The sequence below is a fragment of the Blastococcus sp. SYSU DS0753 genome, assembly GCF_054051175.1.
Window position 1 is genome coordinate 63,764 of the sequence record NZ_JBJHAT010000003.1, and the last position, 25,853, is coordinate 89,616.

The 25,853-nt window shown below is 73.0% G+C and carries 23 protein-coding genes and 4 tRNA genes; 6 read left to right on the top strand and 21 right to left on the bottom strand.

Features of this window, described 5'->3' with window-relative positions:
* Nucleotides 1–167 precede the first annotated feature (167 nt).
* From rplL to ACI799_RS03675, 7 genes are all read right to left on the bottom strand, one after another.
* Complete coding sequence (gene rplL, locus ACI799_RS03645; RefSeq protein WP_456589078.1) at nucleotides 168–563, bottom strand: 50S ribosomal protein L7/L12; 396 nt, start codon at nucleotides 561–563, stop codon at nucleotides 168–170.
* Between the two features lie 17 nt (nucleotides 564–580).
* Nucleotides 581–1,195, bottom strand: a complete 615-nt coding sequence (rplJ, locus tag ACI799_RS03650; RefSeq protein WP_456589079.1) for a 50S ribosomal protein L10 — start codon at nucleotides 1,193–1,195, stop codon at nucleotides 581–583.
* Between the two features lie 344 nt (nucleotides 1,196–1,539).
* Entirely contained in the window at nucleotides 1,540–2,250 is a 711-nt protein-coding gene (gene rplA, locus ACI799_RS03655; protein WP_456589080.1) for a 50S ribosomal protein L1, read from the bottom strand.
* Nucleotides 2,251–2,385: 135 nt separating this feature from the next.
* Entirely contained in the window at nucleotides 2,386–2,817 is a 432-nt protein-coding gene (gene rplK / locus ACI799_RS03660; protein ID WP_456589081.1) for a 50S ribosomal protein L11, read from the bottom strand.
* Nucleotides 2,818–2,867: 50 nt separating this feature from the next.
* The gene (gene nusG, locus ACI799_RS03665; protein WP_456599614.1) at nucleotides 2,868–3,770 is read right to left on the bottom strand and encodes a transcription termination/antitermination protein NusG; all 903 of its coding nucleotides are present in this window, start codon (nucleotides 3,768–3,770) and stop codon (nucleotides 2,868–2,870) included.
* Nucleotides 3,771–3,888: 118 nt separating this feature from the next.
* Entirely contained in the window at nucleotides 3,889–4,428 is a 540-nt protein-coding gene (gene secE / locus ACI799_RS03670; protein ID WP_456589083.1) for a preprotein translocase subunit SecE, read from the bottom strand.
* Between the two features lie 69 nt (nucleotides 4,429–4,497).
* Nucleotides 4,498–4,573: transfer RNA gene (locus ACI799_RS03675), tRNA-Trp, on the bottom strand.
* Between the two features lie 239 nt (nucleotides 4,574–4,812).
* On the opposite strand from ACI799_RS03675, the gene ACI799_RS03680 reads away from it, so the two are divergent.
* Nucleotides 4,813–6,069, top strand: coding sequence for a pyridoxal phosphate-dependent aminotransferase (locus ACI799_RS03680; RefSeq protein WP_456589084.1), 1,257 nt, complete (start codon nucleotides 4,813–4,815; stop codon nucleotides 6,067–6,069).
* Nucleotides 6,070–6,153: 84 nt separating this feature from the next.
* Here ACI799_RS03680 and ACI799_RS03685 read toward each other — a convergent pair whose 3' ends face one another.
* From ACI799_RS03685 to ACI799_RS03710, 6 genes are all read right to left on the bottom strand, one after another.
* Nucleotides 6,154–6,558, bottom strand: coding sequence for a MaoC family dehydratase (locus tag ACI799_RS03685; protein ID WP_456612460.1), 405 nt, complete (start codon nucleotides 6,556–6,558; stop codon nucleotides 6,154–6,156).
* On the bottom strand, nucleotides 6,555–7,001 hold the full coding sequence (locus ACI799_RS03690) for an FAS1-like dehydratase domain-containing protein (protein ID WP_456589086.1): 447 nt from the start codon (nucleotides 6,999–7,001) through the stop codon (nucleotides 6,555–6,557). Before ACI799_RS03690 ends, ACI799_RS03685 begins: the two co-directional genes overlap by 4 nt.
* A gap of 33 nt (nucleotides 7,002–7,034) precedes the next feature.
* Nucleotides 7,035–7,199, bottom strand: coding sequence for a 50S ribosomal protein L33 (gene rpmG / locus ACI799_RS03695; RefSeq protein WP_091770212.1), 165 nt, complete (start codon nucleotides 7,197–7,199; stop codon nucleotides 7,035–7,037).
* 108 nt (nucleotides 7,200–7,307) lie between these two features.
* Nucleotides 7,308–7,381, bottom strand: a tRNA-Met gene (locus tag ACI799_RS03700).
* A gap of 56 nt (nucleotides 7,382–7,437) precedes the next feature.
* Nucleotides 7,438–7,510 (bottom strand) — tRNA-Thr (locus ACI799_RS03705).
* 146 nt (nucleotides 7,511–7,656) lie between these two features.
* The gene (locus ACI799_RS03710) at nucleotides 7,657–10,113 is read right to left on the bottom strand and encodes a putative bifunctional diguanylate cyclase/phosphodiesterase (protein WP_456589087.1); all 2,457 of its coding nucleotides are present in this window, start codon (nucleotides 10,111–10,113) and stop codon (nucleotides 7,657–7,659) included.
* 756 nt (nucleotides 10,114–10,869) lie between these two features.
* On the opposite strand from ACI799_RS03710, the gene ACI799_RS03715 reads away from it, so the two are divergent.
* On the top strand, nucleotides 10,870–11,301 hold the full coding sequence (locus tag ACI799_RS03715; protein WP_456612461.1) for a pilus assembly protein TadG-related protein: 432 nt from the start codon (nucleotides 10,870–10,872) through the stop codon (nucleotides 11,299–11,301).
* Between the two features lie 54 nt (nucleotides 11,302–11,355).
* Here the strand turns inward: ACI799_RS03715 and ACI799_RS03720 are convergent.
* Nucleotides 11,356–11,437: transfer RNA gene (locus tag ACI799_RS03720), tRNA-Tyr, on the bottom strand.
* 92 nt (nucleotides 11,438–11,529) lie between these two features.
* On the opposite strand from ACI799_RS03720, the gene ACI799_RS03725 reads away from it, so the two are divergent.
* Nucleotides 11,530–12,021, top strand: a complete 492-nt coding sequence (locus tag ACI799_RS03725) for a YajQ family cyclic di-GMP-binding protein (protein WP_456589089.1) — start codon at nucleotides 11,530–11,532, stop codon at nucleotides 12,019–12,021.
* A gap of 70 nt (nucleotides 12,022–12,091) precedes the next feature.
* On the opposite strand, the gene htpX is transcribed toward ACI799_RS03725, so the two are convergent.
* Nucleotides 12,092–12,964, bottom strand: a complete 873-nt coding sequence (htpX, locus tag ACI799_RS03730; RefSeq protein ID WP_456589090.1) for a zinc metalloprotease HtpX — start codon at nucleotides 12,962–12,964, stop codon at nucleotides 12,092–12,094.
* A gap of 191 nt (nucleotides 12,965–13,155) precedes the next feature.
* Between htpX and ACI799_RS03735 the strand changes: the two genes are divergently transcribed.
* Both ACI799_RS03735 and ACI799_RS03740 read left to right on the top strand, forming a co-directional pair.
* Nucleotides 13,156–15,123 (top strand): 2-oxoacid:acceptor oxidoreductase subunit alpha, encoded by a 1,968-nt coding sequence (locus ACI799_RS03735; RefSeq protein WP_456589091.1) that lies wholly within the window; start codon nucleotides 13,156–13,158, stop codon nucleotides 15,121–15,123.
* Nucleotides 15,120–16,214: a 2-oxoacid:ferredoxin oxidoreductase subunit beta gene (locus ACI799_RS03740; RefSeq protein ID WP_456589092.1), complete on the top strand. Its 1,095-nt coding sequence runs from the start codon at nucleotides 15,120–15,122 to the stop codon at nucleotides 16,212–16,214. Before ACI799_RS03735 ends, ACI799_RS03740 begins: the two co-directional genes overlap by 4 nt.
* 69 nt (nucleotides 16,215–16,283) lie before the next feature.
* On the opposite strand, the gene pdxR is transcribed toward ACI799_RS03740, so the two are convergent.
* A complete protein-coding gene (pdxR, locus tag ACI799_RS03745) occupies nucleotides 16,284–17,657 on the bottom strand; it encodes a MocR-like pyridoxine biosynthesis transcription factor PdxR (RefSeq protein ID WP_456612462.1) in 1,374 nt (457 codons plus the stop codon).
* A gap of 89 nt (nucleotides 17,658–17,746) precedes the next feature.
* Between pdxR and ACI799_RS03750 the strand changes: the two genes are divergently transcribed.
* The gene (locus ACI799_RS03750; RefSeq protein WP_456612463.1) at nucleotides 17,747–18,433 is read left to right on the top strand and encodes a pyridoxamine 5'-phosphate oxidase family protein; all 687 of its coding nucleotides are present in this window, start codon (nucleotides 17,747–17,749) and stop codon (nucleotides 18,431–18,433) included.
* Here the strand turns inward: ACI799_RS03750 and ACI799_RS03755 are convergent.
* The 5 genes from ACI799_RS03755 to nuoL form a co-directional block, all read right to left on the bottom strand.
* On the bottom strand, nucleotides 18,417–19,571 hold the full coding sequence (locus ACI799_RS03755) for a PQQ-dependent sugar dehydrogenase (protein ID WP_456612464.1): 1,155 nt from the start codon (nucleotides 19,569–19,571) through the stop codon (nucleotides 18,417–18,419). The two genes, ACI799_RS03750 and ACI799_RS03755, sit on opposite strands and share 17 nt — an antisense overlap.
* Before the next feature lie 100 nt (nucleotides 19,572–19,671).
* A complete protein-coding gene (locus ACI799_RS03760; RefSeq protein WP_456589096.1) occupies nucleotides 19,672–20,727 on the bottom strand; it encodes a polyprenyl synthetase family protein in 1,056 nt (351 codons plus the stop codon).
* 1 nt (nucleotide 20,728) lies between these two features.
* The gene (gene nuoN, locus ACI799_RS03765; RefSeq protein ID WP_456612465.1) at nucleotides 20,729–22,273 is read right to left on the bottom strand and encodes an NADH-quinone oxidoreductase subunit NuoN; all 1,545 of its coding nucleotides are present in this window, start codon (nucleotides 22,271–22,273) and stop codon (nucleotides 20,729–20,731) included.
* Nucleotides 22,270–23,865: an NADH-quinone oxidoreductase subunit M gene (locus ACI799_RS03770; RefSeq protein WP_456612466.1), complete on the bottom strand. Its 1,596-nt coding sequence runs from the start codon at nucleotides 23,863–23,865 to the stop codon at nucleotides 22,270–22,272. Before ACI799_RS03770 ends, nuoN begins: the two co-directional genes overlap by 4 nt.
* 70 nt (nucleotides 23,866–23,935) lie before the next feature.
* Complete coding sequence (nuoL, locus tag ACI799_RS03775) at nucleotides 23,936–25,843, bottom strand: NADH-quinone oxidoreductase subunit L (RefSeq protein WP_456589099.1); 1,908 nt, start codon at nucleotides 25,841–25,843, stop codon at nucleotides 23,936–23,938.
* Between the last annotated feature and the right edge of the window lie 10 nt (nucleotides 25,844–25,853).

The window sequence follows — 25,853 nt, forward strand, 5'->3', positions numbered from 1 at the left end:
GCACGCACGACTGGCCCGGCGGAGGTCACACGTGCCACGGAGTCTGCGTGACCCCCGCTCCCTCCTGGGCGGCGGAACCACCCGGACATGCGACAGGGGCCGTCCTCCAGGTGGTGGACGGCCCCTGTGCGGGGTGGTGCGCTCCCCGGCTCAGGCCGGGGAGGGCGTCACTTGACGGTGACGGAGGCGCCGGCGCCCTCGAGAGCGGCCTTGGCCTTCTCGGCGGCGTCCTTGGCGACCTTCTCCAGGACCGGCTTGGGCGCGTTGTCGACCAGGTCCTTGGCCTCCTTGAGGCCGAGCGAGGTCAGGCCGCGCACCTCCTTGATGACCTGGATCTTCTTGTCGCCGGCGCTCTCGAGGATGACGTCGAACTCGTCCTGCTCCTCGGCAGCGGCACCGGCGTCGCCGCCGCCACCACCGGCGGCCGGGGCGGCCGCGACGGCGACGGGGGCAGCAGCGGTGACCTCGAAGGTCTCCTCGAACTGCTTCACGAAGTCGGACAGCTCGAGGAGGGTCATCTCCTTGAACGCGTCGAGCAGCTCCGTGGTGGAAAGCTTGGCCATGGTGTCTCCTTCTGGGGTCAGTCGGTGCTGGCCGCGGCGTCCGCGGCATCAGCGTCGGGGGTGGTGGTGTCGGCAGCAGCGGTGTCCGCGGCGGCGTCGGCGGTGGAGTCGGCGCCCTCGGCGGGCTTCTTCTCCTTGAGCGCCTCGGCCAGGCGGGCGACCTGCGACAGCGGGGCCTGGAAGAGGCCGGCGGCCTTGGTCAGGTTGCCCTTCATCGCGCCGGCCAGCTTGGCCAGCAGCACCTCGCGCGGCTCGACGTCGGCCAGGGCGGTGACCTCGGCGGGGCTGACGGTGCGGCCCTCGACGACACCACCCTTGACGACGAGCAGCGGGTTGGTGCGCGCGAAGTCGCGGATGGCCTTGGCGGCCTCGACGACGTCGCCCTCGATGAAGGCGATCGCGGTGGGACCGTTGAGCAGCGGGGCGAGGTCGGTGTGACCGACCTGGTCCGCCGCCCGCTTCGTCAGGGTGTTCTTGACGACGGCGTAGCTGCTGCCCTCACCGAGGGAACGGCGCAGCTGGGTCAGCTGGGCCACGGTCAGCCCGCGGTACTCGGTGAGCACCGCCGCGCTGGACGACTGGAACCGCTCGGTGATCTCGTCGATCACCGCGGCCTTCGCCTGCGTGGGCATGGGCCTCCTCTCGTCTGTCGGGCGACTGCTGGACGCTGCACGACGACGTGCGACGAGAGGCCCGGAGACGAGGAACGCCCCGGCGCAGGGCGCACGGGGCGAGGGGCAGGCGCGGAGGCCTGCCGATCGAACCGTCCTCCTGCGCGGGTCGCCCGGAGCTCCGGGACCTTCGATCGCACGCGGACGTGCGACGACCAGCGGTCTTGGGGGGAACGTCGACAAGAGTACGCCATACGCCGACGGCCCCGCTGCGCGGGTGCGCAGCGGGGCCGTCGTGCGGGCCTGGAACGGCCCCGTCCCGGTCCCGCCCTGAGCTCGCGAAGGGCGGGGAGGACGGGGTCCTTCTACTCGTCCACCGTCAGGTTGCGAGTGCGGTTCGGGTCGACCGGGATGCCGGGGCCCATCGTGGTGGAGATGGTGACCTTCTTGAGGTACCGACCCTTGGCCGAGGACGGCTTGGCGCGGAGGACCTCGTCGAGGGCAGCGGCGTAGTTCTCGACCAGCTTGGCCTCGTCGAAGGACGTCTTGCCGATCACCAGGTGCAGGTTCGCCTGCTTGTCGACGCGGAAGTTGATCTTCCCACCCTTGATGTCGTTGACGGCCTTGGTGACGTCGGGGGTCACCGTGCCGGTCTTCGGGTTCGGCATCAGGCCGCGAGGGCCGAGGATGCGGGCGATCCGGCCGACCTTGGCCATCTGGTCCGGCGTCGCGATCGCCGCGTCGAAGTCCAGGAAGCCGCCCTGGATGCGCTCGATCAGGTCGTCGGAGCCCACGACGTCGGCGCCGGCGGCCTCGGCCTCGGCGGCCTTGTCACCGGTCGCGAAGACGATGACGCGGGCGGTCTTGCCGGTGCCGTGGGGCAGGTTGACCGTGCCGCGGACCATCTGGTCGGCCTTGCGCGGGTCGACGCCCAGGCGCATGGCGACCTCGACGGTGGCGTCGTAGGCGGTCGTCGACGTGTCCTTGGCCAGCGTGGCGGCCTGGAGCGGGCTGTACAGGTTGTCGCGGTCGACCTTCTCGGCCACCGCGCGGTACTTCTTGCCGTGCTTCGCCATGGTGTGTCCTCTCCGGGGGCTCGTGCCCCGGTCATGTGGTGAACGGGCCTGGCGTGGCCCTCCCACTGATGAAGGACCTCGTTCTCCTCACCCCTCGCACGCTCGGGGCGAGCCTCGGAACGAGGCCGTTGCTGGTCAGTTGGTGACGGTGATGCCCATCGACCGGGCGGTGCCGGCGATGATCTTCTCGGCCTGGTCGAGGTCGTTGGCGTTGAGGTCGGCCATCTTGGTCTGGGCGATCTCGCGGACCTGGTCACGGGTGACCGTGGCGACCTTGGTCTTGTGCGGCTCCCCCGAGCCCTTCTCGACACCGGCGGCCTTGAGCAGCATGCGCGCGGCCGGCGGGGTCTTGGTGACGAAGGTGAAGGACCGGTCCTCGAAGACCGAGATCTCCACGGGGACGACGTTCCCACGCTGCGACTCGGTCGCGGCGTTGTACGCCTTGCAGAACTCCATGATGTTGACGCCGTGCTGACCCAGCGCCGGACCGACGGGCGGCGCGGGGGTGGCCGCACCGGCGTTGATCTGGAGCTTGATGACCGCGGTCAACCGCTTCCTGGGGGGCATGCTCTGTTCTCCGGTTCAGGTTGGGTGGTGAAGTCTTCGGGGCACGTCCGTCAGATCTTTTGGACCTGACTGAACGAGAGCTCGACGGGCGTCTCGCGGCCGAAGATGGAGACCAGCACCTGCAGCTTCTGCTGTTCGGCGTTGATCTCGTTGATGGTGGCGGGCAGCGTGGCGAACGGACCGTCCATGACCGTGACCGACTCGCCGACCTCGAAGTCGACGACGGCGGTCGGGGCGGCGGCGCCGCCCGGGCTCGCGGCGGCGGCCTCGGTGACGCGCGGCGCCTGCGGCGTGACGGCCGGGGCGAGGATCTTCACGACCTCGTCGATGGTCAGCGGCGAGGGCTTGGAGGTCGCACCGACGAAGCCGGTGACCCCGGGGGTGTTGCGGACCGCCCCCCACGACTCGTCGTTGAGCTCCATGCGGACCAGCAGGTAGCCCGGCAGGACCTTGCGGTTGACCTGCGAGCGCTTGCCGTTCTTGATCTCGGTGACCTCCTCGGTGGGCACCTCGATCTGGTAGATGTAGTCCTCCACGTCCAGGGACTGGATGCGCGCCTCGAGGTTGGTCTTCACCTTGTTCTCGTAGCCCGCGTAGGAGTGGACGACGTACCAGTCGCCCGGGGCGATGCGCAGCGCCTTGCGGAGCGCCTCGACCGGGTCCTCGTCCTCCTCCGCCGCGACGTCGGAGTCCGGGGCGGGCGCGGCCTGCGGGTCGGTCGCGAGGGTGTCGGGGTCACCGCTCTCGATCTCCGGCGTCGCGTCGGCGACCTCGCCGTCGGAGATGGCGGCACCCGCAGCGAGGTCGGCGGTGTCGCTGGAGCCCTCGGCGGCACCGGCCTCGTCGGCGCCGGTCTCGACGTCGGCGGTGCCGCGCTCGTCGAAGCGGGCGTCGTCCAGGTCGGTGCCCTCGACCGCGTTGTCGGTCTCGAAGGGCTCGCGGGGGTCGGTCACTGCTTCTCCTCGGTGGCGCTCGCCGGCGTCGTGACCGACGGTGCTGCGCTCATTGGTGATCTCGCAAGCTCGATCACAGGGTCTCTTCCATGTCAGGGGCGTTCGGGCGCGGGGCGGATCAACCGAAGACGGCGAGCACGCCCTGGGCGAAGAGCAGGTCGAGGCCGGCCACCAGCGCGACGATGAACGCGACGAACACGATCACCACGGTCGTGTAGGTGATCAGCTCCCGCCGACCCGGCCAGATGACCTTGCGCAGCTCGGCGACGACTTCGCGCAGGAAGCGCGCGAGCGAACGGCGGGGCTGCATCTCGTCGGAGCGAGCCCGCTCCGCCGCGGCCCGCGACCGGGTCGGAGCGCCCTCGCGGGCGGGCTCGGTGGCCGACCGCGCGGCGCGGCGCGACGGCGCCGCCGGCTCGTCGTCCTCGTCGCCGTCGGCGGTGATCCGGCCCCGTCGGCGGGCGCCCCGGTCACCCGGGCGGGCCGCGACGACCTTGTCCTCGTCGGCCTCGGCCTCGCCGGCCACCTGGTCCTCGGCGGCCTCCAGCGCCCCTGCGTCATCGACGCCGGGGGCCTCCTGGTCGAGCTGCTCGTCGGTGAGCTCGGCGTCGGAGGCGGCGCGCGCGTCGTCCTCGCGGCCCGGCTTCTCGTCGCTCACTGCGCCTCGCTCGCCTCGTCGTGGTGGCCTCTCCCGCGAGGGCCGTCGGTCGGTGGTGCCGTGTCCTGCTGGCAGGGGTGACAGGACTTGAACCTGCAGCCTGCGGTTTTGGAGACCGCTGCTCTGCCAATTGAGCTACACCCCTATGCCCTGCCGGGCCCCGGAGCGTCTCGCCGCCACGGCGACCTCGACCCCCGGACGGGGATCCGGGGCACGCCGGTGGCGGGGTCAACAGGCCCCGGTGAAGCCAGTGTACGGGACCGGACCGGGGAGGAGCGAACGTCCCACCGGCCCCACCCCTCGCGGGGCCCCGCCGCCGGGCCCCCCGCCCGTTCGGGACCGGGCGGGCGGCCCGGGGGCCGTGGTCTTTGACACCATGACCCCATGACCGACGCCTCCGCCACGGAGCCCGCCGCCCGCTCGACCGAGCTGCCGCCCGCCGCGCGCCGCATCTCCCGCCGCATCGGCGCCATCGCCGAGTCCGCGACGCTCGCCGTGGACGCGAAGGCCAAGGCCCTCAAGGCCGCCGGGAAGCCGGTGATCGGGTTCGGCGCCGGTGAGCCGGACTTCCCGACGCCGGACTACGTCGTCGAGGCCGCCATCACCGCCGCACGGACGCCGGCGATGCACCGGTACACCCCCGCCGGCGGGCTGCCGGCCCTCAAGGAGGCGATCGTCGCCAAGACCGCGCGCGACTCCGGGCTGCGGATCACCCCCGCCCAGGTGCTGGTCACCAACGGCGGCAAGCAGGCGGTCTACGAGGCGTTCGCGACGATGCTCGACCCCGGCGACGAGGTCATCGTGCCCGCGCCCTACTGGACCACCTATCCCGAGGCCATCCGCCTGGCCGGTGGCGTCCCGGTGCCGGTCGTGGCCGACGAGCAGAGCGGCTACCTGGTGTCGGCCGCCCAGCTCGAGGCCGTCCGCACCCCGCGCACGAAGGCCCTGCTCTTCTGCTCGCCCTCCAACCCCACCGGCGCGGTGTACCCGGCGGAGCAGGTGGAGGAGATCGGCCGCTGGGCGCTCGAGGCCGGCCTGTGGGTGCTCACCGACGAGATCTACGAGCACCTCACCTACGCCGGGGCGACGGCACCCTCGATGCCGGTCCTGGTCCCCGAGCTCGCCGACCGGTGCGTCGTGGTGAACGGGGTCGCCAAGACGTACGCGATGACCGGCTGGCGGGTGGGCTGGATCGTCGGCCCGGCCGACGTGGTCAAGGCCGCGACCAACCTCCAGTCCCACGCGACCTCCAACGTCGCCAACGTCTCCCAGGCCGCGGCCGTCGCAGCCCTGAACGGGGACCTCTCCGCGGTGGCCACCATGCGGGAGGCGTTCGACCGCCGCCGGCAGACCATCGTCTCGATGCTGCGCGAGATCCCCGGCGTCGCCTGCCCCGAGCCGCAGGGCGCCTTCTACGTCTACCCGTCCGTGAAGGGGCTGCTCGGCCGTCCGATCGGTGGCCGCACCGCCGGCACCAGTGCGGAACTGGCCGAGCTGATCCTGGAGCAGGCCGAGGTGGCGGTCGTGCCCGGAGAGGCGTTCGGGACGCCCGGCTACGTCCGGATGTCCTACGCCCTGGGTGACGACGACCTGGTCGAGGGCGTCAGCCGCATGCAGCGGCTGCTCGGTCAGGCGGACTGAGGAGGGGCCCGGACCGGCGCCGTCAGCGGGGCGGGTCCGCCTCGTCCAGGGCCGCGGCCCGGGCGGGGAGGGCCGGCGCCGGTGTCAGGGGAGCCGGACGACCGCGCGGGCCAGGGACAGCACCTTCTCGCCGTCGCTGGTGACCGCCAGGTCGACCCGCGCCCGGCCGTCGTCCAGGAGGGCGGCGACCGTGCCCCGCACGGTCAGCTCCGCGCCGTCGTCGTCGGGGACGACCACCGGCCGCCCGAACCGGACCTGGTACTCGACGAGCGCCGCCGGGTCCCCCGTCCAGCCGGTGACCGCCCGCGCGGCGAGCGCCATGGTGAACATGCCGTGGGCGATGACGCCGGGCAGGCCGACCTCGCGGGCCACCCGCTCGTTCCAGTGGATGGGATTGAAGTCGCCGGAGGCGCCGGCGTAGCGGACCAGGTCCGCCCGGGTGATCCGGACGACCAGCTCCGGGAGCTCGGTCCCGACCGCCACGGTCATGCCGCACCTCGCGCGACGAGCATCGAGGTGGCCGTGCAGACCGCCTCGCCGTCCTCCGTGGCCAGCTCCACCCTCGCCGTCAGCAGGTCGTTGCCGGCGACGGTGCGGGCGGCGTCGATGGTGGTGGTCGCGACCAGCCGGTCGCCGGCCCGGATGGGGCGGTGGTGGACGAACTTCTGCTCGCCGTGGACGACCCGGCTGTAGTCCAGCCCCACCTCGGGGTCGCCGAGCACCACGAACGCCGCCTCCAGGCTCACCACGATGGCGAAGGTGGGCGGCGCGATGACGTCGGGGTGGCCGGCCGCCCGGGCCGCGTCGACGTCGCGGTGCACCGCGTCCTCGGCACCGACGGCGGTGGCGAACTCGGCGATCTTGGCCCGCCCGACCTCGTAGACGGCAGAGGGCGGGTAGCTGCGCCCGACCAGTTCCCGGTCCAGCGCCATGCTCCCGCCCTCTCGCTCAGCTGCCGCGGACCGTCAGCGGGTCTCGCGGTGCAGCGTGTGCTTGCGCTCGCGCGGGCAGTACTTCATCAGCTCGAGCCGGTCGGGGTCGTTCCGCCGGTTCTTGCGCGTGATGTAGTTGCGGTTCTTGCACTCCTGGCAGGCCAGGGTGATCTTCGGACGGACGTCGGTGGCTGCCACGGGAGCGCTCCTAGCCTTGTGGGACAGGACCCGGGACCGGGCCCTGCTGCCGCACCGGCCAGGTGGCCGACACGGCGACGGACCCCGGGGTGCGGGGTCCGTCGGGAGTAGCGGTGACCGGACTTGAACCGGTGACACAGCGATTATGAGCCGCTTGCTCTACCAGGCTGAGCTACACCGCCGGGGTGACCGCCCGGGCCGGTCTCGCGACAGGACCGGTAGGTCAGGCTACTGCCAGAGCCCCTTTACGGAATCGAACCGTAGACCTTCTCCTTACCATGGAGACGCTCTGCCGACTGAGCTAAAGGGGCGTGCTCCGAGGAGCCATCGAAGACTGTACCCGATGCCTCCGGCCCCCCTGCAGGGGCCTGCCGCGAGCACCCGGACGTGCTGGAACGGCCCCGCGCCAGGGGCCCGGCGCGAGCTCGCGAGCGGTGGGGGGACGCGGGGTCCTTCGTCAGGTCCGGACGTACAGGCGGCGGTGGGTGGTCCCCGGTGCGGCGGAGCGCACGCCGGTCCGGGCGAGCAACCACTTCTCCAGCCGGTCCTCGGGCAGCGGCCGGCTGATCAGGAAGCCCTGCAGCTTGTCGCAGCCCATGGCGATCAGCTGGTTGCGCGTCATCTCGTCCTCGACGCCTTCCGCCACCACGCACAGCCCCAGGTTGTGGGCCAGCTCGATGATCGAGCGCGCGATGAACGACTCCCCCTGACTGGTGGCCATGGTGAGCACGAAGGACTTGTCGATCTTCAGCTCGTCGATGGGCAGCTGCCGGAGCTGGGAGAGCGACGAGTAGCCGGTGCCGAAGTCGTCCATGGACAGCCGGAGCCCCAGGTCGTGCAGGTTGTCCAGGACCGAGCTCTCCCGCACCGAGTCGTTCACGACGCTGCTCTCGGTCAGTTCCAGGATCAGCAGCTCGCCGGGGACGTCGTGCCGCTCCAGCGCACCGCGGATCCGCTCGACGAGGTCGGGCTCGCTCAGCGAGCACGCGGAGACGTTGACCGCGACCGACAGCGAGATGCCCTGGTCCAGCCAGCGCCGGCACCGCGCGAGCGCGAGCTCCAGGACGTGGTCGGTGACCGCCCCGATCCGGCCGATCTGCTCGGCCAGCCCGATCACGTCCTCGGGCGGGATGCTGCCGTAGCGCGGGTGGGTCCAGCGCACGAGCGTCTCCACCGACACGATGTCGGAGGTCTGCGCGTCGATGACCGGCTGGAAGACGACGTCGATGTGCCCGTCGGCCATCGCCTGCTCGAGCTCGGTGCCCAGCTGCAGGCGGCGCAGGCTCTGCTGGTCCAGCACCGGGTGGTAGCTGGCCACGCCACCGGCCTCCCCGGCCGCCAGCAGGGCGACGTCGGCGCGCTGCATGAGCGCGCCGGCGTCGGTGCCGTGCACCGGTGCGGCGGCGACGCCGATGGTCAGCGAAACCTCCAGGTCGAGGCCGGCCACCCGGACCCGCGTGGCCGCGGCCTCGCGCAGCCGCCGGGCCGCCTGCTCGGTGGCGGCCAGGGAGAGACCGGGCAGCAGGACGGCGAACTGCTCCCGCTCCATGCGGGCCAGGAGCGCGCGCGGCGGGGCGTGCTCGCGGAGCAGCCCGGCGGTGACCAGCAGCAGCTCATCGCTGGCGGCGTGCCCGAGGGTGTCGGTGACGTCGGCGTAGGTGCCGAGCGAGGCGAGGATGAGGCCGGCCTGGCCGCCCTCGGGGTCCTCGGCCACCAGGGCCTCGATCTCCGCGGCGAGCCGCTGGCGGTTCGGCAGGCCGGTGAGCCGGTCGTGGTCGGCGTCGAAGCGGATGCGGGTGAGCAGCTGCTGCTGCCGGATCGCGGCGTTGATGTGGGTGAGCATCGACTCCAGGGCGCCGCGCTCGCTGCTGCCGAAGGAGACGGCGTCGCTGCGCCGGTCGCACACCTCCAGGTAGCCCGGCTCGCCGGCGGCCGTGGTCACCGGCGCCGCGAGCAGCTCGGCGACCCCCCGCCGGGCGAGAGCCGCCGCCTCGACCTCGTCGGCGCGGCCGGCCGCGACGTGGATCGCCCCGGCCGAGGCGACCGCGCGACGGCGCAGCACGTCGTCGGGGTCGCCCGGCCCGTCGTACCAGTCGGCACCGCCCTCGGTGGCGACGACCAGCCGCGGCCCCTCGTCGAGGTAGGGCGGCAGCCACAGGGCGACCCGCTCGGCGTTGAGGAGCTCCTGCACCGCCTGCACGATCCGCCGGGTTCCCGACTCGTCGGGCTGCACCTGCTCCACCCGGCGGGCGAAGGCGTAGACCCGCTCCAAGGACTGGCTCTCCCGGGTGACCTCGGCGAACCGGCGGTAGAGCAGCACGAGCGCGACCACGAGTGGGGTGAGGATGACCGCGGCCCACAGGGTGGTGTCCAGCAGCAGCAGGATGGCCAGGCCGATGACGACGGCCAGCGGCTGGACGACGACGACGGGCACGAAGAGGCTCGTCCAGACCGAACGTCCGGGATACCCCTGGGTCAGGGTGATGGCCCCGGCCACCATGCCGGCCCCCACGACGTTGGCCGCGAAGACGGCCAGCAAGCAGGACGCCCACGTCAGCGGATCCCTGATGTCACCCGCCGGGAGCAGTTCCAGCACCCCGATGGCGACCGCGCTGTCGATGACCGCCACGGCGACGTTGAACACGATCTTGGGCCGCGGATAGCGCTGGATCGCCAGGACGGTGCCGACGGCCAGGGCGCGGGTGACGGCGGTCCAGACCCCGCCCACCACGAGGAGCGCGATGACGAAGGCCACCTCGCTCGCCGAGTTGACGAAGCTGTGCCGCCGGAACTCGACGTGGACGTTGACCCACTCGGCGAGCATCGCGGCCAGCAGGACCGCGACGAGGACCCGACCATCGACCGCGAGCGGTTCCCGCGCCACCACGGCGGCGCCCGCCGGGACGGCGACCACCAGGGCGAGGGTCGCGACCGCCCAGGGACTGCGGACGGTACGCGGGCGTGTACGCTCACGAACGTCCTGCTCAGCCACGTGCACGGCACTCCCCGGGTCGTCGGGCGGGCGAAGGCTAGCAGCGGTGTCGATCACCGCCACCCTCCCCGCACCCGGGAGAGCGACCCGTCCACCACGGTCATCGGCACGCGGCACCCCGGACATGAGTGCGGGGCAGCCGGCCCATCGGACCGACTGCCCCGCACGAAGTCCGGCGACCGGGCGCCGCAGAGGCTCAGGCCTCGTTGCGGCCCCACTTGACACCGCGGCCCCACTTCACACCGCGGCCCCACTTCACACCCCGGGTACCGATCTCACGCTGCGTGCTGCTGTTCATGGCGCCTCCCTCGTGGCACGACTGTTGGCTGTTGCGGCAGCCATCCGCGCGCGGGGCAGGGCGTCGTCGAATACGGACCGCGCGGGTGACACTCCTTCCCGTCACCGGCCGCCACAAGCATCTCGATCACGACACGCCGCGTGACCCGTCGTGTCGTCACCAGCCGCCACGCTGATCACACGACGCGTGATTTGGTCCCTCGTCCGCCGACCGCGTGCGCGGACCGGCAGTTCCAGCCGCGGATCCTGCCGGTCCGCGCACACTGCGCACCCGCGCAGACGCACGGGCGTGCACGAGGACGGGTGAACCGTCCTCCGCGGTGGTCCACAATCGTGTCGACGCCCCGCGGACGCCGCGAGCGCGCGCTTAGGCTGCCGCGCGTGCACCCCGGCCCGGACGACCGCGAGCGCGGCTCGACGCTGCCGTTCGTGCTGGTGTGCTGGCTCGTCGCGGCGCTGATGGCCTTCGGGGCGATCGCCGCCTCCGATGCCTTCCTCGAACAGCAGTCCGTGCAGTCGGTCTGCGACGGCGCCGCCCTGGCCGCGGCCAACCAGGCCGACGAGGCGGTGGTCTACGCGCACGGGGTGGGGACCGAGCTCCCGCTCGGCCGCGCCGCCGCGCAGACAGCGGTCGCCGACCAGCTCGCCGACGGGGGGCTCGCACTGGACAGCTGGACCGCCGAGATCGACGGGGCCGAGGTGACGGTGCGGTGCACCCGCCACGTCGACATCGCGTTCGGCTGGCTCTTCCTGGGTGGTCAGCAGCTGGAGCGCACCGCCGTCTCCAGCGCCCGGGCTCCCACGGCGCCCTGACCCCGGTACGCGAACGGCCCCCGACCTGGTGGTCGGGGGCCGTCGTACCGGGCGTGGCGGGTGAAGGATTCGAACCTTCGAAGGCTAAGCCGACGGATTTACAGTCCGCTCCCATTGGCCACTCGGGCAACCCGCCGTGTTTGGTACCGGGAGAGAGTAACAAGAGGACGGACCCACGGGTGACGGGTCCCCGGCGCGCCGGGGCCCGTCCGGCATGAGAGGAGAGACATGGCCGACGCATCGTTCGACGTCGTGAGCAAGGTCGACCGGCAGGAGGTCGACAACGCCCTCAACCAGACGGGCAAGGAGCTCTCGCAGCGGTTCGACTTCCGCGGCACCAACGCCACCATCGCGTGGGCCGGGGAGGAAGGCGTGACCCTCCAGGCGGACACCGAGGAGCGGGTCTCGGCCGCGCTCGAGGTGTTCAAGGAGAAGCTGGTCAAGCGGGGCATCTCGCTCAAGGTGCTGGACGCCGGCGAGCCGCAGTCCTCGGGGAAGAGCTACAAGATCGGTGCGACGATCAAGCAGGGCATCGAGTCCGACGTCGCGAAGAAGATCGCCAAGCTGATCCGCGACGAGGGCCCCAAGGGCGTCCAGGCGCAGATCCAGGGCGACCAGCTGCGGGTCAGCGGCAAGAAGCGCGACGACCTGCAGGCGGTGCAGCAGCTCCTCCGCGGGGCCGACCTCGACGTCGCCCTGCAGTTCGACAACTACCGGTGACCTGATGGAACGGCCCCCTCGCAGGGACCCGCGGCGCGCAGAGCGTGGCGTGGGGAGCGAGGGGGCCCTTCTACCGGCCGAGCTCGCGGGCCATCTGCTCCAGCCGGGCGATCCGCTGCGGCATGGGCGGGTGGCTGGCGAACAGCGACGCCATGCCCGCCCCGCGGAACGGGTTCGCGATCATCAGGTGGCTCTGGGTGACCAGCCGGTCCTCCTGCGGCAGCGGCCGGGCCGCCGTCCCCCGCTCGATCACCCGCAGCGCGTCGGCCAACGCGAGCGGGTCCTGCGACAGCTGGGCGCCCGAGGCGTCGGCCTGGTACTCCCGGCTGCGGCTGATCGCCATCTGCACCACGCCGGCGGCGATCGGCCCGAGGAGCATCAGCAGCAGGCCGCCGAGGGCGTTGCCGCCGCCGCGGTCGTCGGACCGGCCGCCGAACAACGAGGCGAACATCGCCATGTGGGCCAGGTAGGTGATCACCGTGGCCATGGCGCCGGCCACCGAGCTGATCAGGATGTCGCGGTTGTAGACGTGCGAGAGCTCGTGCGCGAGCACCCCCCGCAGCTGGCGCCGGTCGAGCAGCTCGAGGATGCCCTGGGTGACGCAGACGGCCGCGTGGCGCGGGTTGCGGCCGGTGGCGAACGCGTTGGGCTGGTTCGTCGGGCTCACGTAGAGACGGGGCATGGGCTGCCGCGCCTCCGTCGCGAGCTCGCGCACGATCGCGTACAGCTGCGGCGCCTGCGTCTCGGTCACCGGGAAGGCCCGCATCGCCCGCAGTGCCAGCTTGTCCGAGTTGAAGTAAGCGAAGCCGTTCACCCCGAGGGCGACCACCAGCGCGATGAACAGCCCGCCGTTGCCGCCGATCGCGTAGCCGGCGACGAGGATCAGCCCGCCCATGGCGCCCAGGAGGACGGCGGTCTTCAGTCCGTTGTTCCAGCGCTGCACGTCCGGTCCAACGCCGTCCCGGGAGCGCCCGTTCCCGGACGACGGACGCGCCCTCCCCGGCGGAATGACCGCGCCACCGCAGCGGTTCCTCCTTCCGGACGCGGTGACATCTCGCCGCTGCGGCGTGTCCGGTTGCACATCCCGGCCGTGTACACGCGCACGTAACCTCGCCCGGTGGAGGTAGACCGCTGATGACTGGCACCAACCCGACCGTCGCGCCGTCGAGCTCGAACGGCGCCCCGGCCACCCCGGTGTCCGGCTCCGCTCCCGGTGGGCTCGTCAAGAGCGTCGTGGAGCTCGACCGCGTCGTCATCCGGCTGGCCGGTGACTCCGGCGACGGCATGCAGCTGACCGGCAACCGGTTCACCAGCGAGACGGCGTCGTTCGGCAACGACCTCAAGACGCTGCCGAACTTCCCCGCCGAGATCCGCGCGCCGACGGGGACCCTGCCGGGCGTCAGCTCCTTCCAGCTGCAGTTCGCCGACCACGACGTCATGACGCCGGGTGACGCCCCGGACGTGCTCGTGGCGATGAACCCGGCTGCGCTCAAGGCCAACCTCGGCGAACTGCCCGGCGGCGGCCTGCTGATCGTCGACTCCGACGAGTTCACCCCGCGCAACCTGGCGAAGGTCGGCTACGCGACCAACCCGCTGGAGGACGGCTCGCTCGAGGGGTGGCAGACCGTCAGCGTCCCGCTGACCTCGATGACCCTCGACGCGCTCGCCGACTCGGGCCTCGGCAAGAAGGAGGCCGAGCGCAGCAAGAACATGTTCACCCTCGGCCTGCTGAGCTGGATGTACCACCGGCCCACCGAGGGCACGGTCCGCTTCCTCGAGCGCCAGTTCCGCCGCAAGCCGGAGATCGCCGCGGCGAACATCGCCGCGTTCCGCGCCGGCTACAACTACGGCGACACCACCGAGGCCTTCGCCGTCTCCTACGAGATCAAGCCCGCCCCGATGAAGCCGGGCCGCTACCGGAACATCTCCGGCAACCAGGCGCTCGCCCTCGGCCTCGTCGCCGCCGGCCAGCGCTCGGGGCTCCCGGTGTTCCTCGGCGCGTACCCGATCACCCCGGCGTCGGACATCCTCCACGAGCTGTCCCGGCACAAGGCCTTCGGCGTGCGCACCTTCCAGGCCGAGGACGAGATCGCCGGCATCGGTGCGGCCCTCGGCGCCTCCTTCGGCGGCGCGCTGGGCATCACGACGACGTCGGGCCCCGGTGTGGCGCTCAAGGCCGAGACCATCGGTTTGGCGGTCATGACCGAGCTGCCGCTGGTCATCGTCGACGTCCAGCGCGGTGGCCCCTCCACCGGCCTGCCGACGAAGACCGAGCAGTCGGACCTGCTGCAGGCGATGTTCGGCCGCAACGGCGAGGCCCCGATCCCGGTCATCGCCCCGCGCTCCCCCGGTGACTGCTTCGACGCCGCCGTGGAGGCCGCGCGGATCGCGCTCGCCTACCGGACGCCGGTCATGCTGCTGTCGGACGGCTACCTCGCCAACGGCGCCGAGCCGTGGGCGATCCCGGACGCCGACTCGCTGCCCGACCTCACCGGGTCGGTGGCCTTCGCCACCGAGCCCAACGGCGAGGACGGCGAGTTCCTCCCCTACCTCCGCGACCCCGAGACCCTGGCGCGCGCCTGGGCGATCCCGGGCACCGCGGGCATGCAGCACCGGATCGGCGGGCTGGAGAAGGCCGACAGGACCGGCAACATCTCCTACGACCCGGCCAACCACGACTTCATGACCCGCACCCGGCAGGCGAAGATCGACGGCATCGCCGCGTCGATCCCGGCCACCGACGTCGACGACCCCGACGGCGACGCGCGCGTCGCCGTCATCGGGTGGGGCTCCACCTACGGCCCGATCGGCGCCGCCTGCCGGCGGATCCGGAGCTCCGGCCGGAAGGTCGCCCAGCTCCACCTGCGGCACATCAACCCGTTCCCCGCCGACCTCGGCGAGGTGCTGGCCCGGTACGACCGGGTCATCTGCCCGGAGATGAACCTCGGGCAGCTGGCCCTGCTGCTGCGCGCGAAGTACCTGGTGGACGTGCAGAGCCACACCCAGGTGCGCGGGCTGCCCTTCCGCGCGGCCGAGCTGGCCGCGGTGATCCAGGACGCCATCGACAGCACCACCGCACCCCTGAACGGAGCACCGCAGTGACCACCGTCGAACTCGGCATGCCGGACGCACCGACCCCCATCGACGCCGCCATCGCCCGCTCGCTCGAGCAGCACGGCCCCAAGCAGACCGAGCTCAAGGGCAAGGACTTCAAGACCGACCAGGAGGTCCGCTGGTGCCCCGGCTGCGGTGACTACGTCATCCTGAACGCGGTCCAGAGCTTCCTGCCGAGCCTGGGCATCGCCCGCGAGGACATGGTCATCGTGTCGGGCATCGGCTGCTCGTCGCGCTTCCCGTACTACATGAACACCTACGGGATGCACTCGATCCACGGCCGCGCCCCGGCGATCGCGACCGGCCTCGCCGCCTCACGCCCCGACCTCTCGGTGTGGGTCGTCACCGGCGACGGCGACGCGCTCTCCATCGGCGGCAACCACCTGATCCACGCGCTGCGGCGGAACGTCAACATGACGATCCTGCTGTTCAACAACCGGATCTACGGGCTCACCAAGGGCCAGTACTCGCCCACCTCCGAGGTCGGGAAGGTCACCAAGTCCACGCCGATGGGCTCGCTGGACCACCCGTTCAACCCGGTGTCGCTCGCCATCGGCGCGGACGCCACCTTCGTCGGCCGGGCGATGGACTCCGACCGCAAGGGCCTCACCGAGGTGCTGCGGCAGGCCGCGGAGCACCAGGGCACCTCGCTGGTGGAGATCTACCAGAACTGCAACATCTTCAACGACGGCGCGTTCGAGCTGCTGAAGGACCCGGCGACGGGCCCGATGTGGACGATCCCGCTCGTCCACGGCGAGCCGCTGGTGTTCGGCCCGGACGGCGCCTCGTGCGTGGTCCGCGACGACTTCGGGGGGCTGCGCATCGCCGAGACCAACCAGGTCGACGCGAGCGAGATCGTGGTGCACGACGCGACCCGCGAGGACCCGTCCTACGCGTTCGCGCTGTCCCGGCTGTCCACGCAGGACCTCCGGTACACCCCGATGGGCGTGTTCCGGAAGGTGGCGAAGCCGAGCTACGAGGCGATGATGTCCGAGCAGCTGCACGAGGCCCGGCTGCAGGGCCCCGGCGACCTCGACGCCCTGCTGGCCGGTGGGGACACCTGGGAGGTCAAGGCCTAGGAGGACCCCGTTCCGCGCGCACGGCCCGCCTCCCGCCCGGGAGGCGGGCCGTGCTGCGTCCGGGGCGGATCAGCGCCGGCCGTTCTCCCGCAGCACGTCGGTGAGCACCGGCAGGGCCCGGTGGAGCTGCTCCCGCGTCGGCGCGGCGAAGCCGAGCACCAGCCCGGCCCGGCCATCGTCCACCAGCGCGTGCCGGGCCAGCCCGTCGACGGCGATCCCCCGCGCCGCGGCCGCCGCGCGCACCGCCTCCTCCGCGGCGGTGCCGGGCAGCGGCACGAGGACGTGCGCCCCGGCGGCGTCCCCCTCCACCCGGCACCCGGCCGCCGCGACCGCGGCCCGCACCTCGCCCGCCCGCGCGACCAGTTCGCGGCGCAGGCGGCGCAGATGCCGGGCGAGGTCCCCGGAGGCCGTGAACCCCGCGAAGACCCGCTGACCGGCGCGCGCGGGCCGGGTGCCGGTGGCGGTGCGGCGGAGCAGCAGCTCCGCCCGCAGCGGTTCGGGCGCCACCATCCAGCCGACGCCGAGGGTGGGGCTGAGGATCTTGCTCGTCGTGCCCAGGTGCACCACGACGTCAGGCCCCAGCGCGCCCAGCAGCGGCAGCGGGGCGACGTCGTAGCGCAGCTCCCCGTCGTAGTCGTCCTCCAGCACCCACCACCCCTCGGCGCGGGCCCGGGCGACCAGCGCGAGCCGGCGCGCGGCCGACATCCGGCGGCCGAGCGGGTACTGGTGGGCCGGCGTGCAGTAGACGGCGGCCACCCCGGACGGGAGCGCGTCGACGACCAGGCCGTCGTCGTCGACCGCGGCCGGGACGACCTCGACGCCGGCATCGCGCAGCGCACCGACGACGCGCTGGTAGCCAGGGTCCTCGACCGCCACCCGGCTGCCCGGCGGCAGCGCGCGCGCCACCTCCCCCACCGCCGCCGAGGTGCCGGCGGTGGCCAGCACCTCCTCCGGGCCGGCGGCCAGGCCCCGGTGCCGCAGGAGGTGCTCACCCACCGCCGATCGGAACGCGGGGTCACCGGCGGCGTCCGGTCGGGCGTCGGGCGCCTCGTCGCCCGCGGCCCGCCAGGCCCGCCGCCAGGCCGCCCGGTCGAGGACCTGCAGGCACGGCGACCCCGCCCGCAGGTCGACCAGCGCCGGTGCGGCCGGCGAGCGGACGGCCGGAGCGGGAGCCGCCGCGGGCGCCGCCGTCACCGCGCCGAGGACGTACGTGCCCGCGCCCCGGCGTCCGCCGAGCCATCCCTCGGCCAGCAGCTGGTCGTAGGCGGCGACGGTCACCGTGCGGCTCACCCGCAGCGCCGCGGCGAACGCCCGCGTCGACGGCAGCCGGTCCCCGGGGCGCAGCGTCCCGTCGGCGGCGGCGGTGCGCAGCGCCTCGGCCAGCTGGACCGACAGCGGCGTGCCCGAGCTGCGGTCGAGCAGCACCGGGGGGAGGTCGACCACGGTGCTCCTGCCGCCGACGAAGTGGACTGCCGGGAATCTAGCGGATTGGTCGTTCCGGAGGACCACCTGCGCCGTCCAGGATCGACGTCGTGGACACCGCCCCGCCGCTCTCCTCCACCGACCGCAGCACCGTCCGCCGGGGCGCGAAGCGCGCCCGCACCGACCGGGCCGACCTCTACGCCGTGCTCGACGCCGGCCTGATCGGCCATCTCGGCGTGCAGCTGGGCGACGCCCCGGTCGTGCTGCCGACGGGCTACGGCCGGCGCGGGGACACCCTCTACCTGCACGGCTCGACGGGGGCCGCGACGCTGCGGGGCGCGGCCGCGGGCGCGCCGGTCTGCTTCACCGTGACCCACCTGGACGGGATCGTCTACGCGCGCTCGGCCTTCCACCACTCGGTCAACTACCGCTGCGCGGTCGTGCACGGGCGGGCCCGCCTGGTGCAGGACCCGGACGAGCGGCTGCTCGGCCTGGAGGTGCTCACCGAGCACCTGGCGCCCGGATCCTGGACGGCGACCCGCCGGCCCGACCGCAGGGAGCTGGCCGCCACCGCGGTGCTGGCCCTCGACCTCGCCGAGGCGAGCGTGAAGATCCGCACCGGCCCGCCGGGGGACGACGAGCGCGACATCGAGGGCGCGGCGGCCCCGGACCCGGTGTGGGCCGGCGTCCTGCCCGTCCGGACGGTGCTGGGCGAGCCGGAGCCCTGCCCCCTGCTGCCCGCCGGGACCACCGTCCCCCTGCGGGTGACCGGCCGGGTCCTCAGCCCTGCGGGGTGACGCGGAGCAACTGGTCCCGGCCGCCGCCGTTGTCGGTGGTCACGTACAGCGCACCGTCGGTGCCCTGCTCGACGGTGCGGATGCGCCCGTAGGTGCCGTCCAGCTCGGGCAGCCGGAACTGCTCGACGAGGGCGCCGGCCTCGTCCAGGCGCAGCGCCAGCACGTGCTGCCCGCGCAGCGCGCCGAGCAGGAGCAGCCCGTCGTAGTCGCCCCACTGGTCCCCGTCGAGGAACGTGCCGTCGCTCGGGGCGATGGGCGGGGCGCCCGAGTCCCAGACCGCCGGGGCCGCCCCCTCGATCTCCGGGTCGGTCATCGGCACGCTCTCGTCGTAGCCCCCGCCGCCCACGGGGTCCCAGCCGTAGTTGGCGCCGGGGCGCAGCAGGTTGACCTCGTCGTTCCGGTCGGGCCCGTGCTCGACCGAGTAGACCTGATCCGTGCCCGGCCGCCGGGCCAGGCCCTGGACGTTGCGGTGCCCGTAGGTCCAGATCAGGTCGGCCGCACCGTCGTCCGGAGCGACGAAGGGGTTGTCCGGCGGAGCCTGGCCGGTGGCGGGGTCGGCGCGGAGCACCTTGCCGGCCAGCGAGCCGAGGTCCTGGGGGTGGGTGCCGACCGCGTTGTCCCCGGTGCCGACCAGCAGCGCGCCGTCCGGCCCGAACTCGAGCCGGCAGCCGCCGTGTCGGCCGCTGCGCTCGTTGAGCGGGATGCCACCGATCAGCGGGTCGTCGACCCGGGTGGCGGACGACCAGTCGCCCGCCACCGTCCAGGCGACGACGCCGATGAACCCCTCCCGATCCCCCTGGCACGTGTAGAACCGCCGGTTCCCGGCGAACGCCGGGTCCAGCGCCAGGCCCATCAGGCCGGTCTCCCCCGCCACGAACAGGTCACCGAGGTCGGCCTGCACCTCCCGCACGGTGCCGTCCGGGAGCACCGCCGTGAAGCCGCCCGCGCGTTCGTCGAGCAGCAGGGTGCCGTCCTCGCTCTGGGCGACGTCCCAGGGGTGGTCGAGCCCGTCGGCCACCACCTCGACCTGCAGCGACGGAGCGCCGGTGGGAGCCGAGGTGGTCGGGGGCGTCGAGACCGAGCCGGCGTCCTCCTCCGCCCCGCCCGAGCACGCGGTGAGCAGGAGGGCGGCCCCCATGCAGCAGAAGGACCTCGCCCCTCTCACCCCTCGCACGCTCCGGGCGAGCCTTCGGACGAGCCCGCGCTCGCCGACTTCGGAGGGCATGGGGGTCCTTCCGCTAGCTGGTACGCGTGACCACGTAGTCGCACAGCGCCGAGAGGGCGTCGCGCACCTCACCGGCCGGGACGTCGTCCAGCCGGCCGCGCGCCCGGTCGGCGTACTCGCGCAGCACGTCGGTGGCGCGTGCCAGCGACCGGGAGGACCGGAGCAGCGCGAGCGCCTCGGCGTGCTCGGCGTCGTCGGTGACCGGGCCGGCGACCAGCTCGCGGAGCCGGGCCTCCGCGGGGTCGTCGCCGGCCAGCGCGAACAGCACCGGCAGGGTGGCGATCCCCTCGCGGAGGTCGGTGCCCGGCGACTTCCCGGAGACGTCGTCGGTGCTGACGATGTCGATCAGGTCGTCGGAGATCTGGAAGGCGACGCCGACCTCCTCGCCGAACTCGGTCAGCGCCGCCACGAGGTCGTCGTCCACGCCGGAGAAGGAGGCCCCGAAACGGGCCGACGTCGCCACCAGCGAGCCGGTCTTGTCGGCGAGCACCTGCAGGTAGTGGGCGATCGCGTCGTCGCCGGGCTGGGCGCCGACGGTCTCCTTGATCTGCCCGGTGACCAGGCGCTCGAAGGTCCGCGCCTGGACCCGCACGGCCTCGGGACCCAGGTCGGCGAGGATGTCCGACGCCCGGGCGAAGAGCAGGTCGCCGGTCAGGATGGCGATGCTGTTGCTCCACCGGCTGTTCGCGCTGGGGGCGCCCCGGCGCACGGCGGCCTCGTCCATGACGTCGTCGTGGTACAGCGTGGCGAGGTGGGTGAGCTCGCAGACCACGGCGCCCTGCGTGACCTCCGCGGCGGACGGATCGCCCAGCTGGGCGGCCAGGAGCGCCAGCATCGGCCGGAACCGCTTGCCGCCGGCGGCCATGAGGTGACCGGCGGCCTCCCGCACGAACGGGTGCTCGCTGCCCACGGCGACGGCCAGCTCGGCCTCCACCCGGGCCAGCCCGTCGGCCAGCGCCTCCCCGAGGTCGCCCTCGGGGAGCCAGGGGCCGATGGTCGACGCCGGGGTGGAGATCCGGTGCCAGACCTCGGTGGGGGTGCCGTCGGCTGCAGCACGGGCTCCGGTCATATCAACCGACGAATCTAGCCGCCTGCTCGGCGAGGTCGAGCACCGCCCCGGGCAGGACGCCGAGCGCGAGGGTCACGGCCGCGGTCACCGCGAGCACGATCGTCGTCGGGAGCCCGGGCACCCCCACCGTCGGGCCGTCGACGACCGGCTCGGAGAAGTACATGAGCACGATGACCCGGAGGTAGAAGAAGGCCGCCACCGCGCTGGCCAGCAGCGCCACCAGCGCCAGCGGCCAGGCGCCCTGCTCGATCGCGGCGCGGAAGACCGCGAACTTGCCGGTGAACCCGGCGGTGAGCGGGATCCCGGCCAGCGCCAGCAGGAAAAGGGTCATGATCGCGGCCGTGACCGGGGAGCGCGCGCCCAGCCCCGCCCACTGCGACAGGTGGCTCGCCTCGCCGTCGCCGTCCCGCACGAGGGTCAGGACGGCGAAGGCGCCGAGCGTGGTGATGCCGTAGGCCAGCAGGTAGAACATCGTGGCGGACAGGCCGGAGCCGCCGCCGTCGGCGCCGAGGCCGATGACGCCGGTGAGCAGGAAGCCTGCGTGCGCCACCGAGGAGTAGGCGAGCATGCGCTTGAGGTCGGTCTGGGTCAGCCCGAGGATCGCGCCCACGACCATGGAGACGATGGCCGCGGCGTAGACCAGCGGCCGCCAGGTCCACTCCACGGGGCCGAACGCGACGTAGAGCAGGCGCAGGATCGCGCCGAAGGCCGCAACCTTGGTGCAGGCCGCCATGAAGGCGGTGACCGGCGTCGGGGCGCCCTGGTAGACGTCGGGCGTCCAGGCGTGGAACGGCGCCACGCTGGCCTTGAAGAGCAGGCCGACGACCAGCAGCGCCAGGCCCAGGACCAGCAGGACACCGCCGCCGTCCACGGTCGCGACGTCCCGGATGTCGCTGAGCCGGACGCTGCCGACCGCGCCGTAGACCAGCGCCAGGCCGTACAGGAAGAAGGCCGAGGCGAAGGCGCCCAGCAGGAAGTACTTGACCGCCGCCTCCTGGGAGAGCAGCCGGCGCCGCCGGGCCATCCCGCTGATCAGGTACAGCGGCAGGCTGAGCACCTCCAGCGCCACGAACATGACCAGCAGGTCGTTCGCCGCGACGAACAGCATCATGCCGCCGAGCGCGAAGGTGGCCAGCGGGTAGACCTCGGTCTGCACCCGGGGCACCGTGGCCAGCTCCCGGTCGCGCGGGCTGCCCGCGGGGACGGCGGCGCTGACGACGAACGCCGACCGCGCCGGGTCGAGCGCGCGCTCGGCGAACAGCAGGACCGACAGCGCACCCAGGCCGGCGATGGTCGCCTGCAGGAAGAGCGCCGGGTCGTCGACCGCCAGCGCGCCACCGGCGGTGACCTCGGGCTCGCGGGCCCAGGCGACGATCAGGACGGCGAGGAGGGCGCCGACGGTGCCGACCAGCGCGAGCGCCACCTGGGCCGCGTGGCGCCGGTCCCGCGGCACGAAGGCCTCCACCAGGATCCCGGCGCACGCCGCGCCGAACACGACCAGCAGCGGGGCCAGCGCGGCCCAGGAGAGGTCGGGTGCCTCGATCATCGGTCGGTCCCTCCGGAGGCGCCCAGGTCACCCAGGGTGGCGACGACGGCCGGTTCGATCAGGTCGATCAGCGGCTGCGGGTACACACCCAGGCCGATGATCAGCGCCACCAGCGGCACGACGACGGCCAGCTCGCGCCGGTCGAGGTCGAGCACCCGCAGGGAGCGGCGCGGGGCGGTCCGCGGGGCGGTCAGCGTGGCGGTGGTTCCCCCACCGACCGCCACCGGTTCGGCGGGGTCCTCCTGCAGCAGCACGCCACGGGGCGGGCCGTGCATGGTGCGCTGGTACATGAGCAGCACGTAGAGCGCCGCCAGGACGATGCCGACCGTCGCCAGCACCGTGAACACCGGCCGCTCGGGGAACGAGCCGATCAGCACGAGGAACTCGCTGACGAAGCTGTTGGTGCCCGGCAGGGCCAGCGACGCGAGCCCGGCCACCAGGAAGGCGCCGGCCAGCAGCGGGGCCTTCGCGGCGACGCCGCCGTAGTCGGCGATCCGGCGGGAGCCCCCACGGGCGATGAGCATGCCGACGACGAGGAACAGCAGCCCGGTCGCCAGGCCGTGGTTGACCATGTAGAGCACCGCGCCGGTGCCGGCCTCGGTGGTGAAGGCGAAGATGCCCAGCGCGATGAAGCCGAAGTGCGAGATCGAGGTGTAGGAGACCAGCCGCTTCATGTCGCTCTGGCCCATCGCCAGCAGCGCCGCGTAGAGGATGCCGACCACCGCCAGGACCAGCACGAACGGGGCGAACTCCCGCGACGCGTCGGGGAACAGCGGCAGGCAGTAGCGCAGGAAGCCGAAGGTGCCGACCTTGTCCAGGACACCGACCAGCAGCACCGCCCCGCCGATCGGGGCCTCGGCACCGGAGTCGGGCAGCCAGGTGTGGAAGGGCACCAGCGGCGCCTTGATGGCGAAGGCGACGAAGAAGCCGAGGAACAGCAACCGCTGGACGTCGGGGTCGATGTCGAGCTGCCGGAGCGCATCGAACGCGAAGGTCCCCTCGCCGAGCGCGCCGCTGCTGACCACGTACAGGCCGATGACCGAGGCGAGCATCACCAGCCCGCCGACCAGGCTGTAGACGAAGAACTTGACCGCCGCGTACTGCCGGCGCGGCCCGCCGAAGCTGCCGATCAGGAAGTACATCGGGACGAGCATCGCCTCGAAGAAGACGTAGAACAGCAGCACGTCGGTGGCGACGAAGACGCCGACCATCATCGCCTCGAGCAGCAGCAGCCAGGCGAAGAAGACCCGCACCGGGCGGCGGCCGCCGTCGGCCTCGTGCCAGGAGGCGGCGACCACCAGGGGCACCAGGACGCCGACGAGCAGCACCATCACCAGGGCGATGCCGTCGACCCCCAGCGCGAACTCCGACCCGAAGTCGGGGATCCAGGAGACCGCCGTCGTCAGCTGGAACCGCGGGCCGCCGGCGTCGAACGCGAGCGTCGTGAGCACGGCCAGCACCAGCACGACCAGGCTGACGGCGAGGGTCACCTGCTTGGCGAGCAGGTCGCGCCCGCGCGGCAGGGCGGCCACCGCCGCGGCGCCGACGGCCGGCACGGCGATCATCGCCAGCAGCCAGGGGAAGTCGCTCACCGCAGCACGTCCTTTCCGGGGCACCGGTCGGCGCTCGAGACCATGTGTTCGCTTCCGCGGGACGGCCCGCTCATCCGGACGTCACCGCCAGCAGCGCGCCCGCGACCACGACGGCGCCGCCGAGCATGCCGAGGGCGTAGCTGCGCACGAAGCCGGTCTGCAGCCGGCCCAGCCGGGACGACGAGCCGCCCAGGCCCGCGGCCAGGCCGTTGACGGCGCCGTCGACGCCGCGGTTGTCGAGCCAGACCAGGGCGCGAGTGAGCCACTGCCCCGGCCGCATGAACAGCGACTCGTTCACCGCGTCGGCGTAGAGGCCGTTGCGGGCCGCGCGGGTGACCGGGGAGACCCGGACCGGCGCGGTCACCGGCACCTCGCGGCGGCCGACGAACAGCCAGGCGACCAGCACGCCGAGCAGCATCACGACCGTCACCACCAGGCCGATGACCGCCGGGGCCACCACGTGGGCGGCCTCCGCCGGCTCGCCGAAGACCGGCTCCAGCCAGCCCGACAGGGGGAACACCGACACCAGCAGGCCACCGGCGGCGACCGAGCCGACGGCGAGCACCACCATCGGCGCGGTCATCACCGGGGGCGCCTCGTGCGGGTGGACGCCCTCCTCCCAGCGGGGCCGGCCGAAGAAGGTCATGAGCATCAGCCGGGTCATGTAGAAGGCGGTGAGCCCCGCGCCCAGCACGGCGACCCCGCCGAGCACCCAGCCCCAGACGTCGTCCCGGTCCAGCGCGGCCTCGATGATCGCGTCCTTGGTGAAGTAGCCGGAGAGGAACGGGAACCCGATGAGCGCGAGGTAGCCCAGCCCGAAGGTGACGAAGGTGACCGGCAGCTTGTTCCACAGGCCGCCGAAGCGCCGCATGTCCACCGAGTCGCGCATCGCGTGCATGACCGAGCCGGCGCCGAGGAACAGCCCGGCCTTGAAGAACCCGTGCGCGAGCAGGTGCGCCAGGCCGGCGACGTAGCCGGCGGGCCCGAGCCCGACGGCCAGGAACATGTAGCCGATCTGGCTGACCGTCGACCAGGCCAGCACCTTCTTGATGTCGTCGTAGGCGCAGCCGGCGACCGCCCCGATCAGCAGGGTGAGCGCGCCGATCGCCAGCACCACCGCCCGCGCGGTGGGCGTCAGGTCGTAGATGGGGGCCGACCGGGCGATGAGGTAGACGCCCGCGGTGACCATCGTGGCCGCGTGGATCAGCGCCGAGACCGGGGTGGGGCCCTCCATGGCGTCGGGCAGCCACGCCTGCAGCGGGAACTGGCCGGACTTGCCGCAGGCACCCAGCAGGAGGAGCAGGCCGATCGCGGTGATCGTCCCGCCCGCCAGGGTGCCCACCGTCCCGAAGACGCCGGCGTAGGAGGTCGTCCCGAGCTGGGCGAACATCACGAAGATCGCCAGGGCCAGGCCGACGTCGCCGACCCGGTTCATGATGAAGGCCTTCTTCGCCGCGGTGGCCGCGGCCGGGCGGGTGTACCAGAAGGCGATGAGCAGGTACGACGCCAGCCCGACGCCCTCCCAGCCCACGTAGAGCGCCACGAAGCTGTTGCCCAGGACCAGCAGCAGCATGGCCGCGACGAAGAGGTTGAGGTAGGCGAAGAACCGGCGGCGTCCGGCGTCGTGCGCCATGTAGCCGATCGAGTAGACGTGGATCAGCGAGCCGACGCCGGTGATCAGCAGGACGAAGACCGCCGACAGGGGGTCGTAGAGCAGCCCCGCGGTGACGTCCAGCCCGCCGGTGGCGATGAAGGTGAACAGCTCCACGTCGACGGCGCGCTCGTCCAGCCCGGCCAGCTGCACCGTGCACAGCACCGCCAGCACGAACGCCGCGCCGACGGTCGCCGTCCCCAGCAGGTGGCCCCAGCGGTCGGTGCGGCGGCCACCCAGCAGCAGCACCGCGGCCCCCAACAGGGGCAGCGCGATCAGCAGCCAGGACCAGCCCAGCAGCCCGTCCGCGGGCAGCGTCTCAGACACAGAAGTCCCC